The organism is Mycobacterium sp. NPDC049093 (assembly GCF_040704635.1).
GTDB lineage: Bacteria > Actinomycetota > Actinomycetes > Mycobacteriales > Mycobacteriaceae > Mycobacterium.
In genome coordinates this window covers 339,211-359,093 of sequence record NZ_JBEZJS010000004.1, presented here as the reverse complement: position 1 = coordinate 359,093, position 19,883 = coordinate 339,211, and the positions used below count along the sequence as shown (strand labels likewise).

At 66.4% G+C, this 19,883-nt stretch carries 20 protein-coding genes and 1 riboswitch; of the genes, 13 read left to right on the top strand and 7 right to left on the bottom strand.

Annotated elements, in window-relative coordinates; genetic code table 11:
• The first annotated feature begins 20 nt into the window (after positions 1–20).
• Genes AB0876_RS17320 through yhjD form a run of 3 tightly spaced genes read left to right on the top strand, consistent with a single transcriptional unit; the run spans position 21 to position 2,522 of the window.
• The gene (locus AB0876_RS17320) at positions 21–434 is read left to right on the top strand and encodes a MarR family winged helix-turn-helix transcriptional regulator (RefSeq protein ID WP_491838084.1); all 414 of its coding nucleotides are present in this window, start codon (positions 21–23) and stop codon (positions 432–434) included.
• Between the two features lie 34 nt (positions 435–468).
• On the top strand, positions 469–1,485 hold the full coding sequence (gene trpS / locus AB0876_RS17315; protein WP_526042468.1) for a tryptophan--tRNA ligase: 1,017 nt from the start codon (positions 469–471) through the stop codon (positions 1,483–1,485).
• Between the two features lie 20 nt (positions 1,486–1,505).
• A complete protein-coding gene (gene yhjD, locus AB0876_RS17310) occupies positions 1,506–2,522 on the top strand; it encodes an inner membrane protein YhjD (protein WP_526042467.1) in 1,017 nt (338 codons plus the stop codon).
• A gap of 230 nt (positions 2,523–2,752) precedes the next feature.
• Here yhjD and AB0876_RS17305 read toward each other — a convergent pair whose 3' ends face one another.
• A complete protein-coding gene (locus AB0876_RS17305; RefSeq protein WP_491838087.1) occupies positions 2,753–3,070 on the bottom strand; it encodes a DMT family transporter in 318 nt (105 codons plus the stop codon).
• Positions 3,071–3,082: 12 nt separating this feature from the next.
• A riboswitch (guanidine-III (ykkC-III) riboswitch) is annotated at positions 3,083–3,147 on the bottom strand.
• Positions 3,148–3,168: 21 nt separating this feature from the next.
• Here AB0876_RS17305 and AB0876_RS17300 point away from each other — a divergent pair.
• Positions 3,169–4,026: a nitronate monooxygenase gene (locus tag AB0876_RS17300; RefSeq protein ID WP_526042466.1), complete on the top strand. Its 858-nt coding sequence runs from the start codon at positions 3,169–3,171 to the stop codon at positions 4,024–4,026.
• A 97-nt stretch (positions 4,027–4,123) separates the two neighbouring features.
• Here AB0876_RS17300 and AB0876_RS17295 read toward each other — a convergent pair whose 3' ends face one another.
• The 6 genes from AB0876_RS17295 to AB0876_RS17270 form a co-directional block, all read right to left on the bottom strand.
• A complete protein-coding gene (locus AB0876_RS17295; protein WP_526042465.1) occupies positions 4,124–5,368 on the bottom strand; it encodes a glycosyltransferase in 1,245 nt (414 codons plus the stop codon).
• Entirely contained in the window at positions 5,365–5,994 is a 630-nt protein-coding gene (locus AB0876_RS17290) for a TetR/AcrR family transcriptional regulator (RefSeq protein ID WP_526042464.1), read from the bottom strand. Before AB0876_RS17290 ends, AB0876_RS17295 begins: the two co-directional genes overlap by 4 nt.
• Positions 5,995–6,120: 126 nt before the next feature.
• Positions 6,121–7,335: a D-alanyl-D-alanine carboxypeptidase family protein gene (locus AB0876_RS17285; protein WP_526042463.1), complete on the bottom strand. Its 1,215-nt coding sequence runs from the start codon at positions 7,333–7,335 to the stop codon at positions 6,121–6,123.
• A 114-nt stretch (positions 7,336–7,449) separates the two neighbouring features.
• On the bottom strand, positions 7,450–8,475 hold the full coding sequence (locus tag AB0876_RS17280; protein ID WP_526042462.1) for an SMP-30/gluconolactonase/LRE family protein: 1,026 nt from the start codon (positions 8,473–8,475) through the stop codon (positions 7,450–7,452).
• Positions 8,476–8,537: 62 nt separating this feature from the next.
• Positions 8,538–9,926: an aspartate aminotransferase family protein gene (locus AB0876_RS17275; protein WP_064936410.1), complete on the bottom strand. Its 1,389-nt coding sequence runs from the start codon at positions 9,924–9,926 to the stop codon at positions 8,538–8,540.
• A complete protein-coding gene (locus tag AB0876_RS17270; RefSeq protein ID WP_463793300.1) occupies positions 9,923–10,438 on the bottom strand; it encodes an Lrp/AsnC family transcriptional regulator in 516 nt (171 codons plus the stop codon). The genes AB0876_RS17275 and AB0876_RS17270 overlap by 4 nt, the downstream gene beginning before the upstream one ends.
• A 123-nt stretch (positions 10,439–10,561) precedes the next feature.
• On the opposite strand from AB0876_RS17270, the gene AB0876_RS17265 reads away from it, so the two are divergent.
• The 9 genes from AB0876_RS17265 (at position 10,562) to AB0876_RS17225 (ending at position 19,860) form a co-directional block, all read left to right on the top strand.
• Positions 10,562–12,049 (top strand): aminobutyraldehyde dehydrogenase, encoded by a 1,488-nt coding sequence (locus AB0876_RS17265; RefSeq protein WP_526042461.1) that lies wholly within the window; start codon positions 10,562–10,564, stop codon positions 12,047–12,049.
• A gap of 28 nt (positions 12,050–12,077) precedes the next feature.
• Entirely contained in the window at positions 12,078–13,226 is a 1,149-nt protein-coding gene (locus tag AB0876_RS17260; protein ID WP_526042764.1) for an FAD-dependent oxidoreductase, read from the top strand.
• A 238-nt stretch (positions 13,227–13,464) separates the two neighbouring features.
• Positions 13,465–14,058 carry a type II toxin-antitoxin system RelB family anti-toxin gene (gene relB / locus AB0876_RS17255; protein WP_003882365.1) on the top strand — a complete coding sequence of 198 codons (594 nt, stop codon included), beginning with the start codon at positions 13,465–13,467 and terminating at the stop codon, positions 14,056–14,058.
• Between the two features lie 71 nt (positions 14,059–14,129).
• The gene (locus AB0876_RS17250) at positions 14,130–15,254 is read left to right on the top strand and encodes an ABC transporter substrate-binding protein (protein WP_135360872.1); all 1,125 of its coding nucleotides are present in this window, start codon (positions 14,130–14,132) and stop codon (positions 15,252–15,254) included.
• Between the two features lie 16 nt (positions 15,255–15,270).
• Positions 15,271–16,158 (top strand): ABC transporter permease, encoded by an 888-nt coding sequence (locus AB0876_RS17245; protein WP_526042460.1) that lies wholly within the window; start codon positions 15,271–15,273, stop codon positions 16,156–16,158.
• On the top strand, positions 16,155–16,955 hold the full coding sequence (locus tag AB0876_RS17240) for an ABC transporter permease (RefSeq protein WP_526042459.1): 801 nt from the start codon (positions 16,155–16,157) through the stop codon (positions 16,953–16,955). Before AB0876_RS17245 ends, AB0876_RS17240 begins: the two co-directional genes overlap by 4 nt.
• Entirely contained in the window at positions 16,945–18,033 is a 1,089-nt protein-coding gene (locus AB0876_RS17235; RefSeq protein WP_491838094.1) for an ABC transporter ATP-binding protein, read from the top strand. The genes AB0876_RS17240 and AB0876_RS17235 overlap by 11 nt, the downstream gene beginning before the upstream one ends.
• Positions 18,034–18,086: 53 nt before the next feature.
• Positions 18,087–19,505, top strand: a complete 1,419-nt coding sequence (locus AB0876_RS17230; RefSeq protein WP_491838095.1) for an NAD(P)/FAD-dependent oxidoreductase — start codon at positions 18,087–18,089, stop codon at positions 19,503–19,505.
• 16 nt (positions 19,506–19,521) lie between these two features.
• Entirely contained in the window at positions 19,522–19,860 is a 339-nt protein-coding gene (locus AB0876_RS17225) for a cupin domain-containing protein (RefSeq protein ID WP_526042458.1), read from the top strand.
• Positions 19,861–19,883: the final 23 nt, after the last annotated feature.

Genomic DNA, 19,883 nt, shown 5'->3' with positions numbered 1-19,883 from the left:
GCAACGCCTACCATGAGCGGATGTCGAAGCGCCCGGATCTGGCGGCCATGCTTGCCCCGTTGATGCGGGACCTGATGGCCGCCGAGCAGCCGGTACTCGACGCCCACGGGCTGACAATGTGGGGCTACGTCGTCCTGCTCGCGCTCGACCGGTCGTCGGTGCGAACGCAGGCGGCGCTGGCCGAGGCGATCGGCGCGGACAAGACCCGCATCATCCGCACCCTCGATGACCTGCAGCAGCAGGGCTTCATCGAGCGCGAGGCCGACCCCGACGATCGGCGGGTCCGGCTGTTGGGCATCACCGAGGCCGGCCGTGCGGTCAAGGATGCGGCCCAGCGGGAGATCCAGCGCGGTGAGGAGCGTTGGCTCGGCGAGCTGTCGGCAGACGAGCGTGCGGTGTTCTTGCGGGTCCTGCAGCGGCTGACCCCCGAATAATCCGGATGACGCCAGTGCGAAAATCAACAGCATCATGAGTAGCGGAAGCAAACAGGTCGTATTCTCGGGCGCTCAGCCCACGTCGGACTCCCTGCACCTCGGTAATGCCCTGGGTGCCGTCACGCACTGGGCGCAGCTACAGGACGGGTACGAGGCGTTCTTCTGCGTCGTCGACCAGCACGCCATCACCGTGCCGCAGGATCCCGAGACTCTGCGCCGGCGCACGCTGGTGACCGCCGCGCAGTACCTGGCGCTGGGTATCGATCCGGCGCGCAGCACCGTGTTCGTCCAGAGCCACGTGCCCGAGCACAGTCAATTGGCTTGGGTGCTGGGATGTTTCACCGGCTTCGGCCAGGCATCGCGGATGACACAGTTCAAGGACAAGTCGCAGAAGCAGGGTGCGGACGCCACCACCGTGGGCCTGTTCACCTATCCGGTGCTGATGGCCGCCGACGTGCTGCTCTACGACACCGACCTGGTCCCGGTCGGGGAAGACCAGCGTCAGCACCTGGAGCTGGCCCGCGACCTGGCGCAGCGGTTCAACGCCCGGTTCCCCGACACGTTCGTGGTGCCCGAGGCCATGATTCCCAAGGCGACGGCCAAGATCTACGACCTGCAGGATCCGTCGTCGAAAATGAGCAAGTCTGCGGCGTCCGATGCCGGGCTGATCAGCCTGCTCGACGACCCGAAGGCCACAGCCAAGAAGATCCGCTCCGCGGTGACCGACAGTGAGCGTGAGATCCGGTTCGATCCGGAGGCCAAGCCCGGCATCTCGAACCTGCTGACGATCCAGTCCGCGGTGACCGGCACCGATGTCGACAAGTTGGTCGAGGGCTATGCGGGCCGCGGCTACGGCGATCTCAAGAAGGAGACCGCCGAGGCTGTGGTGGAGTTCGTCACGCCGATCAAGACACGCGTGGACGAATTATTGGCTGACACCGCAGAACTGCAGGCTGTGCTGGCCGCCGGCGCGGAACATTCCCGGGAGGTCGCGGGGAAGACCCTCGCCCGGGTTTACGACAGGATAGGGTTTCTCCAGCAAACGCCATAAGCGCCAGGGAGGGGTCGGCGGTGGACGAGCCTGAGAAGCCGGGGCTACTGGCCCGAGTGCGTGCGCGCTTTCCATGGTTCGACCACGTGATGCGGGCGCAGGAGCGCTATAACGACTGCAACGGCAACTTCTACGCCGCTGGCATCACCTATTTCACGATCTTCGCCCTGTTCCCGCTACTGATGGTCGGGTTCGCCGCCGGTGGCTTCCTGCTGTCGCGCCGTCCGGATCTGCTCGAAGAAATCGAGCACCGGATCCGTGAGGCGGTATCCGGTGACCTCGGCCAGCAACTGGTTACCCTGATGGATTCGGCCATTGCCTCGCGCGGCACGGTCGGCGTGATCGGCCTCGCAACCGCGGCGTGGGCCGGCCTGGGCTGGATGGCGAACCTGCGCGAGGCTTTGAGCCAGATGTGGGAGCAACACGCCGAATCCAGCTTCGTCGGTAACAAGCTGTCGGATCTGCTCGCCCTGGTGTCGGCGTTCCTGGCGATGGTGGTCACCATCGGGCTGACCGTGCTTGGGGACCCCTCCTTGATGCGGAAGATATTGCGCTGGATCGGCCTTCACGACGGCGCCATACTCGGCGGCGGGCTACGCGTCATCTCGATCGCGGTGTCGGTCTCGATCTCGTGGCTGTTGTTCACCTGGATCATCTCCCGGTTGCCGCGCGAACCGGTGCCGTTCCGCCGGTCGATCCGGGCCGGCCTCTTGGCTGCCGTGGGTTTCGAGATCTTCAAGCAGGTCGCGTCGATCTACCTGCAGTCCGTGCTGAACGGCCCGGCGGGGGCGACGTTCGGGCCGGTGCTGGGTTTGATGGTGTTCGCCTACGTCACCGCGCGGCTCATCCTGTTCGCGACGGCCTGGGCGGCGACGTCCACGGAGAGCCTGGCGGAGGCGCCGGTGCCACCACCGGACCCCGCGCAGATCGTCACCCGGGTGCAGGTCCACGAGGGGATCGGGGTGTCCGGCGCGCTGGCCGCTGCTGCCATGGGAGCCATTGGCGCGCTCGGGCTTTCGCGCTTACTGCGCAGGTAGTGGCTGAGGGTCTGCGGCTGTGGCTGCGGCCGTGGCTGTGGCTGTCTGCGGCGGTGGCCGGTTTGTCACGCTGGAGTGGCTGTCGAACGCGGCTGCCACTCCAGCGTGACACTCGCGCGTGAAGCGTCGCATCGGCTCTATCGCGGGCAACCGACTGTCACGCCAGTGCAGCTCGCGACGCCGAGAGCCACGCTGGCGTGACACAGTCGGCGCCGGCGGGAAAAAGCTAGCTAGTGGCTGACGGCCTTGAGGCCCACGATGCAGCCGACGACACCGAGCATCAGCAGCACCTTGATCACCGATGCGGATTCCGCGCCGGTGATCATCGCGAAGCCGACGGTGAGCACCGCGCCGATGCCGACCCAGATCGCATAGCTGGTGCCGGGCGGCAGGCTACGCATCGCGATGGCCAGTCCGATCATCGAGAACACAAGCGCCACACCGAAAATCACTGACGGAACCAGACGGGTGAAACCGTCGGTCTTGCTCAGGGCGGTCGCCCAGACTGCTTCCAGGACACCTGAGACGACGAGAATCAGCCAAGCCATGGCACACCTCCAAACACCCCGTCTTGTCGCTGGCCGGGTACGGGTGGCCTCGTCCGGTGCCATGTGCTGGCAGTTGCCATTGTAACAACGACGTAACATTGCGGGCTGTGAGCTTGGCAACCACATGGTCGCAGTCGATCGGCATCGACGTCCCTATCGTCAACGCGCCGATGGGTGGTGCGGCCGGAGGCCGGCTGGCCGCCGCGGTCTCGGCTGCCGGAGGCCTCGGCATGGTCGGCATGGGCAGTTCGGCGACGGCGGAGCAACTGACCGCTGAATTGACACAACTCGATGGACAGCGATTCGGAATTGGCCTGGTGCACTGGGTCGTTCACGATCGGCCGGATCTCTTCGACGTCGCGCTGGCGGCTCAGCCGGCGTTGTTGAGCGTGAGCTTCGGTGAGGACTGGGACTGGGTCCGTCGGGCGCATGATGCGGGCCTGACGGTGACGACCCAGGTGGCGACGGTCGATGCGGCCCGGCGGGCAGTCGACGCCGGTGTCGACGTGGTGGTGGCGCGGGGCGCCGAGGGCGGCGGTCACGGTGAGCCGACGGTCGGGACGCTGCCGCTGTTGGCCGAGGTGCTCGACGTGGTCGACGTACCGGTGCTGGCTGCCGGTGGGATCTCGTCGCCGCGGGCCGTGGCCGCGGTGTTGGCGGCCGGGGCGGGCGCGGCCTGGGTCGGCACGGCGTTCGCCGCCTGTGTGGAGGCGTTGACCCCGGTCCCGGCGCGTGAGGCGCTGCTGACCGCAGCGGGTGACGCCACCGAGCTCACCAGCGAGTACGACATCGCCGCCGGATATCGCTGGCCGGAAAGTATTCCCGAACGGGTGCTGCGTGGGTCCCCGGTCAACGCGGGGCAGGGCGTCGGGGAGGTTCGACGCTCGGTGAGCGCGGCTGAAATCGTGGCGTCGCTGTCCGACGGTGCCGAGCAGCTACTGCGACGTTGGCGATGATGGGCCTGCCAAACCGCCGAGAGCGGCGGCGGATTGGCAGGCCCGGGGTGTATTTAACACGTGTGGCAATTATGTGTCAGCCGAATGGGAGATTTCCTCAGCGGTAGCTGAGTGCCCGCTCCACTGTCGACACCACCTTTCGTGCGCCGTCCTCGGTACTGATGCGCGTCGCGAGACTGTTGGCACTGTCTCGAAATATGTTGTTCGACAGCGCCGTTCGTATTGCGGCGCCGAGCTCACCGGGGTTCAGGCGATTCTGCCGGAGCGGCGGCGGGCTGACTCCGAGTTCGAAAAGGTGTCGCGCCCAGAACGGTTGGTCCCCGAAGTCGGCAGGCACAGCAATCGTCGGTACGCCTGCCCGTAGCCCCGCAGCTGTGGTGCCCGCGCCGCAGTGGTGTACGACCGCGGACGCCCGTGGGAACAACCAATCGTGCGGCACATCGCCGACCGCGAGCACGTCGTCCCCGTAGGCATGTAGGCCCGACCAACCGGCCTGGATCACTGCCCGCGCGCCTGCGATGCGAACGGCCTGCGTGACTACGGCCGACATCTTCTCAGCCGCGTCGCGGCTGTTGACGGTACTGCCGAAACCGATGACAACCGGTGATGGGCCGGCGCCGAGGAACTTCACCAGTTCGTCGGGTGGTTCCCACCCGGACGGGGGTGCCGGCCACCAGTAGCCGACGACGTCGATCCCGGTTCTCCAGTCCGACGGTCGGGGCAGCACTGCGGAGGAGTAGCCGTACAGGATGGGCCAGCTCGCATCGGTGCGTTGCTGCCGCAACAGCCGGGCGGCGCGCCTCGGCAGACCGAGCTGCTCGCGAAAGTGATTGGTAGTCCTGCCGTACAGGCCGTCGATCAGCGTTTCGCCGATCCGCGCCGCCGGCCGGTTTCCGTATCGCCCGGCGGTCCCTGCTCCCAGCAATGCCGGCGGGTAGTCCGCAGTCGCCGACATGGGCTGCATCCGCACGCCGATGCTGGGGATGGCGAGCGCCTCGGCCAGCGGATGGCCGACCAGTTCGGCGAACGGTGACAGCAGCAGGGCATCGAGTCGCTCGTCACCCACGGCGGCCAGCACATCGTTGCCCAACGTCCGCATTCCGCGTGGGGAGAGGAACGCTGCCATGGCTTGTGCGGCCTGGCGTGCCGATACGTCCGACAGCTCGGCGGTGTCGTCGTCGAGCCCGCGGAACTCCAGCCCGCATCCGGTCACCAGATCGGCGAATGCCTGAAACGCCACCACGATCACGCGGTGACCGGCTTGCCGTAGCCGTACACCGACCCCGGTCAGCGGTGCGACATCACCGCGACTACCGATGGCAATGATGGCGATCGTGGTCATGGTGCGGTGGCCTTCTCGAAGATCTCCACGATCGCTTCGCCGTGGCCGACGACGTCGTACTCGGGATCTCGGGCGTACTCCTGCGCGGCGCTGTCCAGCGCGCCGCGCAGGATGTTCTTCATGGGCAGCGGTGACAGATCGCGGAATTCACCGTTGCTCACACCTTCGGCGAAGATGGTCAGCGGGTCGAGGGCGGCCATTTCTCCGGCTGGCGGATGTTCCTGCACCGCCTTGGCGGCGGCTTGGTCAACCCGTAGCCCGTCCGCGTCGCGGTAACCGGAGATGAGCTCGAGCATGGCCACGGCCGCCGACCGGTTGGCCGCGACGAATGTGACGTTGGCCCGGATGTAGGCGGACAGCTTTGTCGCCGCGGTGGTTTCGGCGTTGACGGCGGGCACGATCACCGCGGCCCCGCGGGTGAAGATCTCGGTGAAGACTGCCTCGACCACTTCAGACTTGCTGGTGAAGTGGTAGAGGACAGCGCTTTTCGCGATACCGATGTGCTCGGCAATGCGGGCTAGCGATGCCTGCGGGTAGCCGCGTTCGGCAATCACTTCCAACGCGCCGTCGACGATCTGCCGCCGGCGGGCCTGCTCGGTGAACGTTTTCGTGCCTTCAGACCGCATGGTCTGAGATTAGACCGATCGGTCAGAACCTGGCAAGGGTACGACGAAAAGACGTCGCGGTACCCGAGAACTGCAGTTCCCGGGTACGGCGCCGTCTGCTCGCGGGAGGGTGGTCCGCGAAAGGGATTAACGAATGGTGCGGCGGTTCAGCGACCGCGCGCCCATCATGAGCATGAACACCACCAGCACTCCGACGATCCCGACGCCGATCCGCACGGGCAGGGCATCTGCCGGAGGCAGAACCGACGCCGCCTGGGCTGCGGCCGCTGGGTCGGCCTTGGGGGTGGTCAGTGACGGATCGGGGTCGACGAGGGTCCCGACCTTGGTTCCCGGGGGAGTGGCGAACCCGTAGTCGAGCAGGTGCGCGGCCTGCTCCCACGGCGCGATCGGGACCCGGGTGCCCTTCATCAGGATGGCCACCAGGCGGCGGCCGTCACGATTGGCCGCGCCCACGAAGGTCTGCCCCGCATCATCGGTGTATCCGGTCTTGCCGCCCATCGCGCCCGGGTAGTTGTAGAGCAGCTTGTTGTCGTTCTCCACCGGATAGGACGGATTGCCGTCACGGCCTGGGAAGTCGTAGGTCTGGGTGGCGACGATGTCAGCGAATGCCGGGTTCTCCCAGGCGTAGCGGTAGAACAGGGCGATGTCATAGGCCGAGGTGCTCATACCTGGGCCGTCGAGGCCAGAAGGGGTGGCCGCACGGGTATCGCGTCCGCCGAGCTTGCCGGCCAGGATGTTCAGTTTCTGTAGCGCGGGGTCCATGCCGCCCAGCTGAACCGCCAGGGCATGTGCGGCATCGTTGCCGGAGTGCATCAGCAGACCGTGCAGCAGGTCGTTGATCGTGTACTGACCGCCGGGACCGACGCCGACCCGGGTGCCCTCGGAGTTGGCGTCTTCCTGAGTGCCGGCAACCAACTTGTTGAGGTTGAGTTCGTTGAGCGCAGCGGTGGCCACCAGCACCTTGATGATGCTGGCCGGACGGTGGCGGCCGTGCGGGTCGCGGGCAGCGATGATGTCGCCGCTGTCGAGATCGGCGACCACCCAGGCCTCGGCGGAGACATCGTTGGGCAGTGGCGGAGTGTTTGCGGCGGTGATCACTCCACAACCTGAAAGCGCCTCACCGCCAACCGTCTTGGCGGGCACGGGCAGTGGTCCCGGTGCGACCTCGCCCGGCTTGGGCACTTCGGAGGCGTCAACCGCTGGAGGAGTGGTCACCTTGTACGGGCATTCGGGCGCCGGGTCAGCATTGGCCGCGCCGGCCGTCATCAGGGGTGCCGTCAGCATCGCCAGTGCCGCAAACGCGGACACCGCGCGCTGGGTAGTCCTCCGCAAGGTCGCCATCGTGTCCGAAGATTAGGTGATCGGCACCAAATTTCCCGTTTGCCACGCTGTGACGTGTGTGGTTTGTGTGACGATTGTGATCGAAGTGGAATCTCGGCGACGGGCGCCCGGTGCTCACCCCAGATCGCGAAGCTCGGCGTAGGCGAGCGCCGGGAAGGCGATGGTGGACATCCACAGCCTGCCTGCGGATTCGACGAGCCCGGTGACCGTACCGAAATCTGGCCGGGTGGTGCGCAGCCCGGCGAGCACCTCGCCGGAGTCGGCGTCGAAGGCCAGTGCCCACACTTGCGGGCGGATCTTGGGTTGGATTCGGTCAGGTAACTGCCACAGTAGTTTTCGGATCATCGGCGCACGCGGCGCGAGCGCTTCCGCCGCAGCATTGGGCGGGGACACCATCGCAACCCAGATCCGGCCATCGGCGCCGGTGGAGATGTTGTCCGGATAGCCGGGTAGGTGCGCTGCCAGCAGCGTCACGGTCCCGGCCCGCGGCCCGTTCAGCCAGTACTTCGACAGCCGCCGGCCCTGAGTTTCGGCGAACACCAACGCCGATTCGTCGGCGGTGGTGGTCACGCCGTTGGCGAAGTACAGACCGTCCACCAAGGTGGTGACGGAGCCGTCGGTGCTCAGCCGGAACAGGCTGCCGCGACCACGGGCTTCCATGATGGCGCCGGCGAAATGCTCGAAATGGAACTGACTGGTCGACTCGGTGAAATAGATTGTGCCGTCCGCAGTCTCGGTCACATTCGAGCAGAATTTCAGGGGCCGGCCGCCCACGGACTCCACGAGCGTCGACAACACTCCGGTGGAAGGATCCAGAGCCAGCAGCCCCCGGTGACTGTCGCAGATCAACACGCGGCCGTCGCGGGCGACGTGCAGGCCCAGTGGGCGTCCGCCGGTCTCGGCGACGACGACCGCGTCACCGTCGGGCGAGACGCGCACGATCCGTCCGTCGACCAACCCGGTCCACAGGTGTCCGGAGGCGTCGACCACGACATCCTCAGGTCCGTCTCCGGGCACCGGCACGATGGTCAGTTCGGCCGGCCCGTATTCGGGCAGCGGGGCGATCGGTGGCGGTGTCCAACGGACCGGGTCGATGGCTGGCTTGCGAGGCACGCTGCCAGTCTGCCGCCGAAACGGCATTCCGGCAGGGAGTTACTCGAACTTGTTCTGCTGGAATGCCGTTTCGCGCAAAAGAAGCCGAGTTACAACAGCTTTCCGGCCTCGGTCAGCACGCCGTGCAGGATCTCGTAGATCGCGTCGAACTCGGCCTGCCCGCTGATCAGCGGCGGGGCCAGTTGGATCACTGGGTCGCCACGGTCGTCGGCGCGGCAGTACAGTCCGGCTTCCCAGAGTGCCGGGGTCAGGAACCCGCGCAGCAGGCGCTCGGACTCCTCGTCGTTGAACGTCTCCTTGGTGGCTTTGTCCTTGACGAGTTCGATGCCGTAGAAGAAGCCCTCGCCGCGGACGTCGCCCACGATCGGCAGGTCGTAGAGCTTCTCCAGGGTGGCCCGGAACGCCGGGGCGGCTTGCTTGACGTGGTCGTTGATGCCCTCGCGCTCGAAGATGTCGAGGTTGGCCATGGCGACCGCGGCTGAAACCGGGTGCCCGCCAAAGGTATAGCCGTGGCCGAAGACGGTCTTGCCGTCGTTGAACGGTTCGAAGAGGCGGTCACTGGCCACCATCGCACCCAGCGGTGAATAGCCCGAGGTCAGGCCCTTGGCGCTGGTGATGATGTCGGGCACGTAGCCCAGGTCGTCGCAGGCGAACATCGACCCGATGCGACCGTAAGCGCAGATCACCTCGTCGGACACCAGCAGCACGTCGTACTGATCGCAGATCTCGCGCACCCGCTCGAAGTAGCCGGGCGGGGGAGGGAAGCAACCGCCCGCGTTCTGCACCGGCTCGAGGAACACCGCGGCCACGGTCTCGGGGCCCTCGAACTCGATGGCCTCGGCGATCCGGTCGGCGCAGTAGCGACCGAAAGCCTTTTCGTCGTGCGCATATTCGGCAGGTGCCCGGTAGAAGTTGGTGTTCGGTGCGCGGAAGCCGCCGGGGGTCAGCGGCTCGAACGGCGCCTTGAACGCCGGGATGCCGGTGATCGCCAGCGCGCCCTGCGGGGTGCCGTGGTACGCGATCGCACGCGAAACCACCTTGTGCTTGCCGGGTTTTCCGGTCAGCTTGAAGTACTGCTTGGCCAGTTTCCAGGCGCTCTCGACGGCTTCGCCGCCTCCGGTGGTGAAGAAGACCCGGTTCAGGTCGCCGGGGGCGTAGTTGGCGACGCGTTCGGCCAGTTCGATGGCCGGCGGCGTGGCGTAGGACCACAGCGGGAAGAAGGACAGTTTCTCGGCTTGCTTGGCGGCGGCCTCGGCAAGTTCCTTGCGGCCGTGGCCGACCTGGACGACGAAAAGGCCGGACAGGCCGTCGATGTAGCTCTTGCCCTTGTCGTCGAAGATCCGGACACCCTCGCCGCGGGTGATGATTGGCGGTGTGATGCCTTCGCCGTGTCGGGCGAAGTGTCCCCACAGATGGCGGTTGGCCTTGGCGGCCAGATCTGTGGTGGAGGTGGTTGGTGCGTGTTCTGCGATAGTCATCGCGTTCCCCAATTGTATTGCTGTTTGACGAGTTTCAGGTAAACAAGGGTTTCGGTGGTTATCACTCCCGGCAGCGAGCGGATCTGGGTGTTGAGAAGTTCGAGCAGGCTGTCGTCGTCTTCGCAGACCACTTCGCAGATGGCGTCGAAGGATCCGGCGGTCAGTACCACGTAGTCGACGGCGTCGATGGCGGACAGTTTCTCGGCCAGCTTGAGGGTGTCGCCGGTGCACCGGATGCCGATCATCGCCTGGCGTGCGAACCCGAGTTGCAGCGGATCGGTGACCGCGACGATCTGCATGACGCCCGCGTCGACCATGCGTTGCACGCGTTGGCGCACCGCGGCTTCGGACAGGCCCACGGCCTTACCGATCCCGGCATACGAACGGCGGCCGTCGGCCTGCAGCTTCTCGATGATCGCCTTCGACAGGTCGTCGAGTTGAAAGGCGGTGCGAGAATTGTTGTTCACCCGCAGCTGGACGGGCTGAAGGTCGTCACCCTCAGGGTTGCTCATGACTCTGATTGTGCACGGAATCCGTCGTTTGTGGCAATCGAATCGATGAAATCCCTCGTTTGAACCGGGCCGAACGCGGGATTGCGTAGAGATCAAATCTGCTATCGGTTACCGTGGGGCCCCATGAGCGTGGCAGTGAATGTGACAAGCAGCTGGATCAATGGCGCGTCGGTGGCGACGTCCGGGCCGACCCACCGGATCATCGACCCGGCCACCGGGCAGGCCGTTGCCGACTACGCACTGGCCACTCCTGCCGACGTCGACAACGCCGTCGCCGCTGCCCGCCAGGCGTTCCCGGCGTGGTCCAAGGCGACACCCGCCGAGCGGTCCGCCGTGCTGGCCAAGCTGGCCAAGCTCGCCGACGAACATGCTGATCAGCTGATTGCCGAGGAGGTCAGCCAGACCGGTAAGCCGGTGCGCCTGGCCACCGAGTTCGACGTGCCCGGCAGCATCGACAACATCGACTACTTCGCCGGCGCGGCCCGCCACCTGGAGGGCAAGGCCACGGCGGAGTACTCCGGTGACCACACCTCCAGCATCCGGCGCGAAGCCGTCGGCGTCGTCGCCACCATCACCCCGTGGAACTACCCGCTGCAGATGGCGGTGTGGAAGGTCATCCCCGCGCTGGCGGCCGGCTGTTCCGTCGTCATCAAGCCTGCCGAGATCACCCCGCTGACCACCCTCACTCTGGCGCGGCTGGCCACCGAGGCCGGGCTGCCCGACGGAGTGTTGAACGTGGTCACCGGTGGTGGCGCGGACGTGGGTACCGCCCTCGCCGGGCACCGCGACGTGGACGTCGTCACCTTCACCGGCTCGACCGCTGTCGGCCGCAAGGTGATGGCGGCCGCCGCCGTCCACGGCCACCGCACCCAGCTTGAGCTGGGTGGCAAGGCGCCGTTCGTGGTGTTCGACGACGCCGATCTGGACGCCGCGATCCAGGGCGCGGTGGCCGGTTCGCTGATCAACACGGGCCAGGACTGCACCGCTGCGACCCGGGCCATCGTCGCCCGGGACCTGTACGACGACTTCGTCGCCGGCGTCGCCGAGGTGATGAGCAAGATGGTGGTCGGAGATCCGCACGATCCCGACACCGACCTGGGCCCGCTCATCTCGTTCGCCCACCGCGACAAGGTCGCGCAGATGGTGGCGCGCGCACCCGAGCAGGGCGGCCGCGTCGTCACCGGCGGCGAGGCACCCGATCTGCCCGGTGCGTTCTACCGGCCCACCCTGATCGCCGACGTCGCCGAGACCTCCGAGGTCTATCGCGACGAGATCTTCGGACCGGTGCTCACCGTGCGCCCGTTCACCGATGACGACGACGCGATCCGGCAGGCCAACGACACCGTCTATGGTCTGGCGGCCTCGGCCTGGACCCGCGACGTGTACCGCGCGCAGCGGGCTTCACGCGAGATCAACGCGGGATGCGTGTGGGTCAACGACCACATCCCGATCATCAGCGAGATGCCGCATGGTGGCGTCGGCGCGTCGGGCTTCGGCAAGGACATGAGCGACTACTCGTTCGAGGAGTACCTCACCATCAAGCATGTGATGAGCGATATCACCGGGGTCGCCGAAAAAGAATGGCACCGAACGGTTTTCAACAAGCGCTGACCGATCCGGAGGGAATGCTGCCGTGGCCATGAAGTGCGTGGTGATCGGCGCGGGTGCCTGGGGTCTGCCCGCCGCGGGCGAACTCGCCCGCCGCGGGCACCGGGTGACGCTGATCGACCGCTACGGCCCGCTCAACACGCTGTCGTCATCCGGGGGATCGACCCGGTTGTGGCGGCTGGCCGATCCCGACCCGCTCCGGGTGCGGTTGGCGCAGCGTGGGGTTGACGCGATGCACCGCCTCGCCGAACGAGCCGGCACCCCGGTGTTCCTCACCCGTGGCCTGCTGTGGCGTGACGACCAGTCACTGCCTGCCGTGCAGTCGACGCTGGACGCTCTCGGGGTGTCGTACACGAGCGTGGCCCCAGGCGATGTGGACCGGTTCTTCCCCGGTCTGCGCGGCGACGGACGTGACGCGCTGTGGCAGCCGGTGGCGGGTGTCGTCCTGGCTGTGGAATCGCTCAAGGCTCAGCTGAAGCTTTTCCGGAGCGCTTCCGGCGCAACGGTTCTCGAACGGGATGTGGCCGCTGTGGAGAAGGCCGCCAACGGTGTCCGGGTGGTACTGGACGACGGGGATGCCATCGACGCCGACGTCGCGGTGATCGCCGCCGGGCCGGGGGCTGGGCCGCTGTTGTCACCGCTCGGCCTCGAGCTGTCGCTGCACCCATATCTGGAACAGGTGGTCTACTTCGGCGATCCGGCCGATCCTGCTGCCACCGACGACTTTCCGTGCCTGTTCGACGGGCCGGGTGATGACCGCCCCGGCATCTACGCCATGCCCTCGCCGGGCGCGGGCTACAAGATCGGTCTGGACAAGCCATTGCGGGACTACCGGGCCGGCGACATCGACCGGACGCCCGATGCCGGGCGGACCGCTGTCCTGCGTGACCGGGTGCGCGCCGATATGTCCTCGGTGAATCCGACGGTGCTCGACGCCCAGGTGTGCAGTTGGACCGACTCTCCCGACGGCACCTTCGTCGTCGATCGGCTCGCCGGAGGGATCGTCATCGCCTGCGGAGACTCGGGGGAGGGCTTCAAGTACTCCGCGCTGATGGGTGAGGTGCTCGCCGATCTGGCCGAGGGGCGCATGCCGGACGCTGATGTAGCCGCATGGTCGTTGGCGCGCTTCGCCCAGGGCGTGCCCGCGCGCACCGGCCCGCATGTGCTCGGTAGGCACTAGAAGGCGTCCGACGGGTCTACGAAATCAGTCGCCGATGGCGGTTTCCGCCGTGCTAATCGACGGCATTTCTGCTGACGGCAGCCGATAACGAGCCACTGTGTCCTATCCCACAAAGTGTGGGGAATGTGATCCAGCCCTTGCGTGCGCAATCAAAGCAGACATAGGGTTCGGCCTGAGCGAACAAAGTGTTCGTTGAAAACAATCCTCCTGCTCTGATGAGACGAACGGATGTTTCGATATGAGTGCGACTGTCGAGCCGGACCCCGCTGGGACGACGGCAGACACCGTGGTCGGTGCCCGGATCCGGCAGTTCCGCGCCGCGCGGAAGATGTCTCTTCGGCAGTTGGCCGACAGGGCCGGTATCTCCCCGGGCTTCCTCAGCCAGGTCGAACGCGGCCAGGTCAACGCCAGTGTCGGAACGTTGCGCCGGTTGGCGCAGTCACTGGGCATTGTCCTGCCCGACCTGTTCACCGACGACGAGGTCAGCGACGTCCGCATTCTCCGGAAGGCGGCTCGCCCCACCATCGAGGTGTCGGAGCTGAGCTCGAAGTACCTGTTGTCGCAGAAGCCGCTGCGAAACCTCGAAGTGTACGCGGGGGAACTGTCGCCCGGTTCGAGTGCGGGCGAGGCATATGTGCACGGTGACGCGCAGGAGATCCTCATCGTCATCGCCGGCACTCCGACCCTTGAGCTCGACGGCGAGCGCTATCTGCTCGAACCGGGCGACAGCGCGGAGTACCGGACATCCATGCCGCACACCGTCCACAACTTGAGCGACGCGCCGGTCGAACTCATCTGGATCGTCAGCCCCCCGACTGACTGGCCGACCTGACGGGCCGCTCACCCGCTGCGGATGCCCGCATCCGCGAACACCTTTCCGCCCAGATCAAAGGAGATCCGCAAATGAACACCTCACCTGTCGCCCGCAGTGTGCCCGCCTTGATCGCCGCAGGCGTTCTCCTGGCAACCGCATGTACGCCGGCAGGTCCCGGCCAGGCCGCCGATGTGGATCTGGGCAGCGGACCGCCGCAAGCGGGCACGGTCAAAGAGGGTGCTCTCAAAGGGACCACGATGACATTCGTCTCCTACGGCGGCATCTTCCAGGACGGTCAGGCGAAAGCCGCGATCGAACCGTTCGCGGCGCAGTCCGGGGCAAAAGTGTTGCAGGACGGTCCCACCGAGAACTCGAAGATCAAGGCCCAGGTCGACTCCAAGAACGTGACTTGGGACGTGGTCGACAGCACCAACGTCTTCACCGCCAAGAACTGCGGCACCCTGTTCATGCCGCTCGATACCAGCATCGTGGACATCAGCAAGCTGCCTGCGGGCACCAAGACCGACGATTGTTCGGTCCCCGCAATGGGTTACGGCCTGATCGTGGTTTACAACACCGAGAAGTACGGTGCCAACCCGCCGAAGACCTGGGCCGATTTCTACGACACTGCGAAGTTCCCGGGTAAGCGGGCCATCGAGGGCGTGCCCGGTGAGCTCGACCCGGGTGTTCTCGAAGGTGCACTGCTCGCCGACGGCGTGGCGCGCGACGCGGTTTACCCGATCGACCTGGACCGGGCGTTGAACAAGATGAACAGCATCCGCAAGGACACGATCTTCTGGACCACGGGCGCGCAGTCCCAGCAGCTCATCGAATCCGGCCAGGTCGACATGGCGCTGGTATGGAGCGGCCGGGCGTATTCGGCCGTCAAGAACGGGGCGCCGTTCGCCCCGATGTGGGACCAGTGGATGCCCGAGGCTGACACGATCGCCGTGCCCGTCGGCGCCCGGAACCCCAAGGCCTCCATGGCGTTCATCAACTTCTACCTCGGTGCGCAGCAGCAGGCCAAGCTTGCCGAGCTCACGTCTTACAGCCCGATCAACGTCGACGCCAAGCCGCAGCTCGACGATCTCGCCCGGTCGTATCTGACCACCACGCCGGAGCGGGAAAAGGACCGGTTCCCACTTGATCTCGCGTACTGGGCCGAACACCAGGAAGAGATCGCGTCCAAGTACACGGCCTGGCTCGCGGGCTAGGAAGGGTTTTCGTCGCATGTCGATGGTCGATGTTCTGGCGGGCGGAGCGCCACCCAAGACCCAGACAGCCGCCCCGCCTTCGGGTCGGAGATGGGGCGACGTCGGGTTGTTGCTGCCGTCGATCCTGCTCGTGGTCGGGGTGTTCGGACTGCCTCTGGTCATCATGTTCTGGCAGGCCTTCAGCGATCCAGAACTCGGCTTCGGCAACTTCGCCTGGTACCTGGGCGATTCCGTACAACGCAGTGTTCTGTTGCGCACGTTCACCACGGGCCTGGAGGTCACGGCGATCTGCCTGATTCTCGGCTACCCGTACGCGTATGCCATGGTCGCGTTCGGACCGGCGGTGCGTATCGCGCTGACACTGATCGTGCTGGTGCCGTTCTGGACCAGTTTGATGGTGCGCACCTTCGCCTGGCTGATCCTGCTGGAGGACGGCGGACCGATACAGACCCTGCTGTCCTTCGTCGGGCTGGGCGGTGTGCCGTTGCTGCGCACCAACCTGGGTGTGGTCATCGGCATGAGTCAGATCCTGCTGCCGTTCATGGTGCTGCCGCTGTACGCGGTGATGTCCGGTATCGACCGCAGGCTCGTGCTCGCATCGTCGAGTCTCGGTGCGCGACCGGTGATCTCGTTCGCCAGGATCTGGGTTCCGCTGTCGATGCCCGGTGTGGGAGCCGGCTGCCTGATGGTGTTCATCAGCAGCCTCGGCTTCTACGTCACCCCGGCGCTGCTCGGCGCTCCCGACGACGCCCTGATCAGTCAGCAGATCTATGTGCAGGTCACCAGTCTGCTGGCCTGGGGCAGGGGAGGGGCGATGGGAGTGGTCCTGCTGCTCGTCACCTTCCTGGTCCTCGCGGCCCTGATGTATCTGCTGCGCCGAAACCGGAAGGAGCGCACGGCATGACACGGCACATGAAGACGTTCTGGAACGTTCTGCTCGGATTGTTCTGCGCGGGTGTCGGATTATGGCTGGTCGCACCGTCGTTGATCGTGGTGCCGTTGAGCTTCACCGACCGGCCCTCGTTCGCGTTCCCGCCGACCGGATGGTCGACGCGGTGGTACCACACGTTCTTCGAGGACCCCGCGTGGATCTCGGCACTGAAGGCGAGCCTGGAAGTCGGCATCCTGGTGGCGGTGTTCGCGACCTTGTTCGGCACTGCCGCGGCGGTGGCGCTCAGCCGTACGGCGCTGGCCGGGCGGCAGGGGATACGCGCATTCCTGTTGGCTCCCATGGTGGTCCCGGTGATCGTGGTAGCGGTCGGCCTGTACGCGTTGTTCCTGAGGCTGAACCTGCTCGGGACGGTGTTCGGCTTCGTCGTCGCGCACAGCATGTTGGCGCTGCCGTTCGTCATCGTGCCGGTGATGGCCAGTCTGCAGGGGTTCGACCGGCGCCTGGAGGATGCCGCGGCGATCTGCGGTGCCGGCCGCTGGACCACCTTCCGGACCGTCACACTGCCTTCGGTGGCCCCGGGGGTGCTCTCGGGTGCGCTGTTCGCGTTCGCGACGAGCTTCGACGAAGTGGTGTTGTCGCTGTTCATCCAGAACCCGTATCTGCAGACATTGCCGGTCAAGATGTATGCCTCGGTCACCCGTGACACCGATCCCACCATCGCTGCGGCCGCCACCCTCATCCTCGCCCTCACGACGTGTCTGACCGTCGTCGCGGGCATCTATTCGCGCAGGAGGAACCGTGTCCACTGACCAAACCCCGCACGGAGCGTCGATCACCATGCGGCGCCTGACCAAGACCTACGGGTCGGAGACCGTCGTCAACGCCATCGACCTCGATGCGCGGCCGGGTGAATTCCTCACCCTTCTCGGCCCCAGCGGCTCGGGAAAGACCACCACGCTCAACATGATTGCCGGCTTCGCCGACGTCACCGACGGCGAGCTGTTGATCGACGGTCGGCCGGTCGCCGATCTGCCGCCGTACCGCCGCAACATCGGCATGGTGTTCCAGCACTACGCGCTGTTCCCGCACATGACGGTGATCGACAACGTCGAATATCCGCTGCGGCAACGCAAGATGGCCAAGGCGCAGCGTCGCGAGAAGGTGGCTGCCGCGCTGCGGACCGTCGGCCTCGACGGCTACGGCAAGCGGATGCCCAAGGAACTGTCCGGTGGTCAGCAGCAGCGGGTCGCGTTCGCCCGGGCCATGGTCTACGAACCGCGGGTGCTGCTGATGGACGAACCGCTCGGTGCGCTGGACAAGAAACTGCGCGATTCGCTGCAACTGGAGATCAAGCGCATCCACGGCGAGCTCGGCACCACGTTCGTCTACGTCACGCACGACCAGGACGAGGCCCTGGTGCTGTCCGACCGCATCGCAGTGTTCAACAAGGCCAGAATCGAACAGATCGGCTCGCCCACAGATCTTTACGAGCGCCCGCAGAGCATCTTCGTGGCCCGGTTCCTCGGGGAGTCGTCGCTGTTCTACGGAAAGCTCGAAGACGGGCTCGCCGTGAACGCCTATGGGCGGCGGATCGTGGCCGGCCGGGGCGATGCTGCCAGTGGTGACGCGGTGGCCGTGGTGGTGCGTCCGGAGCGGATCCGCATCCTCACCGGCGATGCGGAGCCCGAGGCCGTCAATGCGGTGCCGGGCACCGTGATTCAGGAAATCTACCTAGGCAACTCCCGCAAGGTCGAGGTCAGCCTGCCCGACGGCACCGTAGCGCTCGTCCGGGAAAGTGCGGACAGCATCACGCCGACCCAGGCGGGGCAGAAGGTCTGGTTGACCTTCGATCCGGATGTCGCCACGATCCTGCCCGCCGACACGTGACGTCGGCCGGCATATCCATCACTGACAACAGCCACGAGTACAGGAGAACCAAGATGTCCCCCGACGGTCGCACGACCAGCGGTCTCGCCAATGACTTCGTGAACGGCAGCGTGTCGTTCTGGTATCGCGCGGCGGGTTTTCCGAAATCGAGACCGCCGCTGCCGGGGTCGCTCGAAGCCGACGTCTGCATCGTCGGGGCCGGGCTGACCGGCTTGTGGGCAGCGTATTACCTCAAGCGGGAACAGCCTGACCTGCGAATCGTGATGCTGGAGAAGGAGTTCGCCGGTTTCGGGGCGTCCGGCCGTAACGGTGGATGGCTGTCCGCCGAACTCGCCGGGTCCCGCGACGCCTACGCTTCCACGCACGGTCACGGCGGCGTCGTTGAACTCATGCGGGCCATGCGGGGTGCGGTGGACGAGGTCATCGGCGTCACTGAGTCCGAGGGTATCGAGGCCGACATCGTCAAGGACGGTGTGCTGCACGTGGCACGCAACCAGGCCCAGATGGGCAGGCTGCGCGAGTCGCTCGACTACGAGCGGAGCTGGGGTGCGACCGAGGAGGACTTCGTTGTGCTCACCGGTGACGAATCCAATGCCCGCATCCGGGTCGAAGGCGCCATGGGTGCGCTGTTCACCCCGCACTGTGCACGCGTGCAGCCGGCCAAGCTGGTGGGCGGCCTGGCCCGCGTGGTGGAGGGCATGGGCGTCGCCATCTACGAGCAGACCGAGGTGACCGACATCAAGGCCGGCCGGGCCATCACGGCCCGCGGCGATGTCCGCGCCCCCGTGATCCTGCGCTGTCTCGAAGGTTTCACCGCGACCATGCCGGGACAACGCCGCGCGTGGCTGCCGATGAACTCGTCGATGGTCGTGACCGAACCGCTTCCGGAATCCGTGCTGCAGGAGGTCGGCTGGAAGGGGGCCGAGCTCCTCGGCGACTACGCGCACGGCTACATGTACGCCCAGCGTACGGCGGACAATCGAATCGCCTTGGGCGGCCGCGGGATCCCGTACCGGTACGGCTCGGCGCTCGATCATCGCGGGGCCACCCAGCAGTGGACCATCGACGCGCTCGGCGCACTGGTTCGCGACATGTTCCCCGCTACCCGCGATGTTCCGATCGAGCACGCCTGGTGCGGCGTGCTCGGAGTGCCACGCGACTGGACCGCCACCGTGGACTTCGACCAGGCCAGCGGGCTCGGCACCGCGGGCGGGTATGTCGGCAGCGGCCTGACCACCACCAACCTGGCCGGGCACACCCTCGCCGACCTCGTCCTCAAGCGTGACACCGCGCTCACCCGGTTGCCCTGGGTGGGGCGACGGGTCCGCAAGTGGGAACCGGAGCCATTCCGGTGGCTCGGGGTCCAGGCGATGTATGCGCTGTACCGCACCGCTGACCGTCGCGAGTCCACCCGTGGGCTGGCCGGTACCAGTGGGCTGGCGCGGGTGGCCAACAAGATCACGGGGCGCTGACGCGATGGAGACGACTGTGAACCTGCTGCATGTTGACGCGTCCAGGGCCGAACTGCCCGAGCCGCAACCGAAACCGACGAGTGTCAGCGGTCAGCTGGAATCTGCGATCAGTGTCTGGGCCGACGCGGTGACCGACACCGGGGTGTGGGAATGCGGCCCGGGTGAGTTCACCGCAGACCGTTCGGGTGCGACCGAGGTGTGTCACATCATCTCGGGCGCCGGGACCGTGGTCGGGGAGGACGGAACGCGCGCCGACATCGGGCCGGGCACGCTGCTGGTCCTGCCTCGAGGGTGGCGCGGGACGTGGTTCGTCACGGAGGCGATCCGTAAGACTTACGTCATGGTCGGTGCCTGAGGGCGCGCCCTAAACTGGGGGGC

Coding starts and splice junctions, on each gene's coding strand:
- AB0876_RS17240 (WP_526042459.1), top strand. CDS start 16,155: ATGACACGGCACATGAAGACGTTCTGGAACGTTCTGCTCGGATTGTTC.
- AB0876_RS17285 (WP_526042463.1), bottom strand. CDS start 7,335: ATGGCGACCTTGCGGAGGACTACCCAGCGCGCGGTGTCCGCGTTTGCG.
- AB0876_RS17265 (WP_526042461.1), top strand. CDS start 10,562: ATGAGCGTGGCAGTGAATGTGACAAGCAGCTGGATCAATGGCGCGTCG.
- AB0876_RS17305 (WP_491838087.1), bottom strand. CDS start 3,070: ATGGCTTGGCTGATTCTCGTCGTCTCAGGTGTCCTGGAAGCAGTCTGG.
- AB0876_RS17250 (WP_135360872.1), top strand. CDS start 14,130: ATGAACACCTCACCTGTCGCCCGCAGTGTGCCCGCCTTGATCGCCGCA.
- trpS (WP_526042468.1), top strand. CDS start 469: ATGAGTAGCGGAAGCAAACAGGTCGTATTCTCGGGCGCTCAGCCCACG.
- AB0876_RS17270 (WP_463793300.1), bottom strand. CDS start 10,438: ATGAGCAACCCTGAGGGTGACGACCTTCAGCCCGTCCAGCTGCGGGTG.
- AB0876_RS17230 (WP_491838095.1), top strand. CDS start 18,087: ATGTCCCCCGACGGTCGCACGACCAGCGGTCTCGCCAATGACTTCGTG.
- AB0876_RS17280 (WP_526042462.1), bottom strand. CDS start 8,475: ATGCCGTTTCGGCGGCAGACTGGCAGCGTGCCTCGCAAGCCAGCCATC.
- AB0876_RS17320 (WP_491838084.1), top strand. CDS start 21: ATGTCGAAGCGCCCGGATCTGGCGGCCATGCTTGCCCCGTTGATGCGG.
- AB0876_RS17290 (WP_526042464.1), bottom strand. CDS start 5,994: ATGCGGTCTGAAGGCACGAAAACGTTCACCGAGCAGGCCCGCCGGCGG.
- AB0876_RS17275 (WP_064936410.1), bottom strand. CDS start 9,926: ATGACTATCGCAGAACACGCACCAACCACCTCCACCACAGATCTGGCC.
- relB (WP_003882365.1), top strand. CDS start 13,465: ATGAGTGCGACTGTCGAGCCGGACCCCGCTGGGACGACGGCAGACACC.
- AB0876_RS17260 (WP_526042764.1), top strand. CDS start 12,078: ATGAAGTGCGTGGTGATCGGCGCGGGTGCCTGGGGTCTGCCCGCCGCG.
- AB0876_RS17295 (WP_526042465.1), bottom strand. CDS start 5,368: ATGACCACGATCGCCATCATTGCCATCGGTAGTCGCGGTGATGTCGCA.
- AB0876_RS17245 (WP_526042460.1), top strand. CDS start 15,271: ATGTCGATGGTCGATGTTCTGGCGGGCGGAGCGCCACCCAAGACCCAG.